We start from the raw sequence: 3,841 nt of genomic DNA, 5'->3' as shown, positions 1-3,841 counted from the left end.
CGCGGTGATCATCCAGTTGCTCATGGTGGTCTTCCGGTTGGAGACGCTGCGGGAACTGCGTGTCATTGTGCTGTTCCATCTCGTCGGCACGGGGATGGAACTGTTCAAGACCAGCGTCGGATCCTGGGCGTACGAGGGTCCAGGCGTGCTGCACGTCTTCGGCGTCCCGCTCTACAGCGGTTTCATGTACGCGTCGGTCGGCTCCTACCTGGTCAGGGTCTTCCGGTTGTTCGACCTCCGCTTCGATCGGTATCCCCGCCGTTGGGTCACGGCCATCCTGGCACTGCTCATCTACGCCAACTTCTTCACGCATCACTACATCTGGGACTTCCGCTGGGTGCTTGTCGTCGCCGTCCTCGCCGTGTTCGGGCGGTGCGTGATGCACTTTCGCGTCTTCCGACTGAGGCTCAGGATGCCGGTGGTGCTAGCCTTCCTGCTTGTCGCGCTGTTCATCTGGATCGCCGAGAACGTCGCGACCTGGTCGAATGCCTGGGTCTATCCCAATCAGTCGGACGGCTGGCAGCCCGTCTCCATCACCAAGCTTGTCTCCTGGCTGCTGCTCATGATCATCTCGGTCGTTCTCGTCACCTGGGTCTACCGGCCGCGCGCGCCGGAGGTCTCTCCCGCAGCACGCTAGCCGCCGCTGGTATTCTTGCCCGGTGTCAGCATCCGAGGTCCTCTCCACCCAGCGCAACGACGACTCCTTCGACGACATCTGGGAGGAGATCGTCTGGCGCGGGCTCGTGCACGTCTCCACCGACGAGACCGAGCTCAAGGCGCTTCTCGCCGGCGAGCCGATCACCTATTACTGCGGCTTCGACCCGACGGCGCCGAGCCTGCACCTCGGCAATCTCGTGCAACTGCTGCTCATGCGGAGGCTCCAGCTGGCCGGGCACCGGCCCCTCGGTCTCGTCGGCGGCTCGACCGGCCTCATCGGCGACCCGCGGCCCAGCGCGGAGCGCACGCTCAACACGAAGGAGACCGTGAGCGAGTGGGTCGGCTACCTCGAGGCCCAGGTGTCCAAGTTCCTCGCCTTCGAGGGCGACAACGCCGCCAGGCTGGTCAACAACCTCGATTGGACGGCCCCGCTCAGCGCGATCGACTTCCTGCGGGACATCGGGAAGCACTTCCGGGTGGGCACCATGCTCAAGAAGGATGCCGTCAGCGCGCGTCTCAACAGCGACGCGGGGATCAGCTACACCGAGTTCAGCTACCAGATCCTGCAGGGGATGGACTTCCTCGAGCTGTTCCGCAACTACGGCTGCCTGCTGCAGACCGGCGGCAGCGATCAGTGGGGCAATCTCACGAGCGGCACGGACCTCATCCGCAAGGCGGAGGGTCTCACGGCCCACGCGATCGGCACCCCGCTCATCACGAACTCCGACGGCACCAAGTTCGGCAAGAGCGAGGGCAACGCCGTGTGGCTGGACCCGACGTTGACCAGTCCGTACGCGTTCTACCAGTTCTGGCTCAACACGGACGACAAGGATGTCATCGAACGACTCAAGATCTTCACCTTCCTGCCGAGGGTGGAGATCGAGCGGCTCGCCGACGCGGTCGAGACCGAACCGTTCCGGCGGGAGGCGCAACGCACCCTCGCTCTCCACGTCACGACCCTCGTGCACGGCCTGGGGGCGACGGAGGCGGCCATTGCGGCCTCCGGTGCACTGTTCGGTCAGGGCGACCTCACGACGCTCGACAGCGCGACGCTGGAGGCCGCCCTGAGGGAGCTTCCCCATACGACGACTCCTCCGGAGACCCTCGTCGTGCAGCTGCTCGTGGACACGGGACTCGCCTCGAGCCTGGGGGAGTCGAGACGAGCGCTGGAGCAGGGGGGCGTCTACCTCAACAACACCAAGGTCGGTGATGCGGCCATGACTCTCGAGGGGCACACCCTTCCCGGCGGCATGGCCGTCATCCGGCGGGGCAAGAAGACTCTCGCGGGGGTCTTCGTCGAGTAAGAGGCTCAGCCCTCCGAGAGGAACCGGCGCAGGTGGAGGACCAGTTCCTCCGGCGCTTCCTCGGCCATGTGGTGGCCGCTGTCGATGGGACCTCCGCGCAGGTTCGTCGCCCACGACCGCCACACCTCGAGCGGGTCCCCGTACAGCTCACCGAGATCGTCCCGTGCCGCCCACAGCATGAGCACCGGGCATTCGATCCTGCGACCGGCGGCCGCATCCTCGTCGTCGGCCGCTCGATCGACGCCGAGGCCGGCCCGGTAGTCCTCGCACATCGCGTGGACCACCTCCGGGTCCCGGATGGCCGCGAGGTAGTCGCCGTAGTTCTCACCGCCCATGAGGACGGGATCTCCGCCGTACCAGGCGAGGGGATCGGAATCGATCACGCGTTCGGCGGGCTTGGTCTCCTGCCCGAGGAAGAACCAGTGCCACCACGCCGCCGCGAACCGGGCATCCGCGAGGCGCAGCGCGTCGCCGATGGGCACGGAGTCGAGCACGACCAGCCGCTCGACACGGGTGGGATGATCCAGCGCGAGTCGGGCGGCGACGTAGCTGCCGCGGTCGTGCCCGACGACGGCGAACCGCTCGTGTCCCAGCGCGGTCATCAGCTGCGCGATGTCGTTCGCCATCGCTCGCTTGGAGTACGGCGAATGACGTGCGTCGGTCGGGGGTTTGGATGACCGCCCGTATCCCCGCAGGTCCGGGCAGACGACGGTGTGGTCACCTGCCAGGGCCGGCGCCACCCGATGCCAGGTCGTGTGGGTTCGCGGATGCCCGTGCAGGAGCACGACCGCAGGCCCCGTTCCGCCGTGCCGAACCCGCAGCTGCGCGCCATCGACGGCAAGTCTCTCCTCGACGAATCCCTCGAACATGGGGCACACGGTACTCGCGGTGTCGCCCCTGGCGGGACGACCAGAAGGCGCGACACGCCCGGGATGACCTCGAATTTGCGCGTCACCAAATGGACACGTAATCTTCTTACTTGTCACCCCAAAGGTGCGGAAAGCGGAAGAGCTTCCCGGCCTCAAGAGGGACCAAATCCGGCTCGAAACAAGACGCCATTCGCAGGTCAACTGCTTGTGGGTCTTTGTCACTGAGCATAGGATGAGAAACCCACTCTCGTAGTAGTTCAAAGCGTGCGTGTCGGCAGTCGAAAGGCTTCCGGCGGGTCGATTTGACAGGAACGAAGAGAGTGGTAGGTTAGAGAAGTTGCCCCGGCAGTCGAGTCGCAAGACGAAACACCGGGAGCGTCCGATCCTTGAGAACTCAACAGCGTGCACAATGTCGATGCCAAACAACCTCTTACTCAGAGCTTCGCTCTGGGTAGAGATTCCTTTGGTTAGATAAGAATGTCAGTAGATATTCAAATTTAGTCAGATCAACTCGGCAGCACAGTGGACCTATTCCGGTCGCTGCGTTGCCATCTAGATGTGCCGTTGGGCGATGGTGAATGTTCACCGGAACCGTTCGTGCAATCAAACATTTACGGAGAGTTTGATCCTGGCTCAGGATGAACGCTGGCGGCGTGCTTAACACATGCAAGTCGAACGATGAAGGAGAGCTTGCTCTCCGGATTAGTGGCGAACGGGTGAGTAACACGTGAGTAACCTGCCCTTGACTCTGGGATAAGCACTGGAAACGGTGTCTAATACCGGATACGACCCTCGGAGGCATCTCCAGGGGGTGGAAAGAACTTCGGTCAAGGATGGACTCGCGGCCTATCAGCTAGTTGGTGAGGTAATGGCCCACCAAGGCGACGACGGGTAGCCGGCCTGAGAGGGTGACCGGCCACACTGGGACTGAGACACGGCCCAGACTCCTACGGGAGGCAGCAGTGGGGAATATTGCACAATGGGCGCAAGCCTGATGCAGCAACGCCGCGT

At 63.8% G+C, this 3,841-nt stretch carries 3 protein-coding genes and 1 rRNA gene; 3 read left to right on the top strand and 1 reads right to left on the bottom strand.

The window, feature by feature from the left end; genetic code table 11:
• Together VGC18_RS03240 and tyrS are read left to right on the top strand one after the other, a co-directional pair.
• Window positions 1-637, top strand: a 637-nt coding sequence (locus VGC18_RS03240; RefSeq protein WP_331094172.1) for a DUF817 domain-containing protein, incomplete at its 5' end; no start/stop codon positions are given.
• A 22-nt stretch (window positions 638-659) separates the two neighbouring features.
• Window positions 660-1,961 carry a tyrosine--tRNA ligase gene (gene tyrS, locus VGC18_RS03235; RefSeq protein WP_331094170.1) on the top strand — a complete coding sequence of 434 codons (1,302 nt, stop codon included), beginning with the start codon at window positions 660-662 and terminating at the stop codon, window positions 1,959-1,961.
• Window positions 1,962-1,966: 5 nt separating this feature from the next.
• On the opposite strand, the gene VGC18_RS03230 is transcribed toward tyrS, so the two are convergent.
• Window positions 1,967-2,830 (bottom strand): alpha/beta hydrolase, encoded by an 864-nt coding sequence (locus tag VGC18_RS03230; RefSeq protein WP_331094169.1) that lies wholly within the window; start codon window positions 2,828-2,830, stop codon window positions 1,967-1,969.
• Window positions 2,831-3,440: 610 nt separating this feature from the next.
• Between VGC18_RS03230 and VGC18_RS03225 the strand changes: the two genes are divergently transcribed.
• Window positions 3,441-3,841 (top strand): 16S ribosomal RNA (locus VGC18_RS03225); the annotation flags it as partial.

Source organism: Lacisediminihabitans sp. (genome assembly GCF_036404185.1).
GTDB lineage: Bacteria > Actinomycetota > Actinomycetes > Actinomycetales > Microbacteriaceae > Lacisediminihabitans.
Note: the sequence above shows the minus strand (reverse complement) of the source record. Positions and strands in the feature narration are given on the sequence as shown.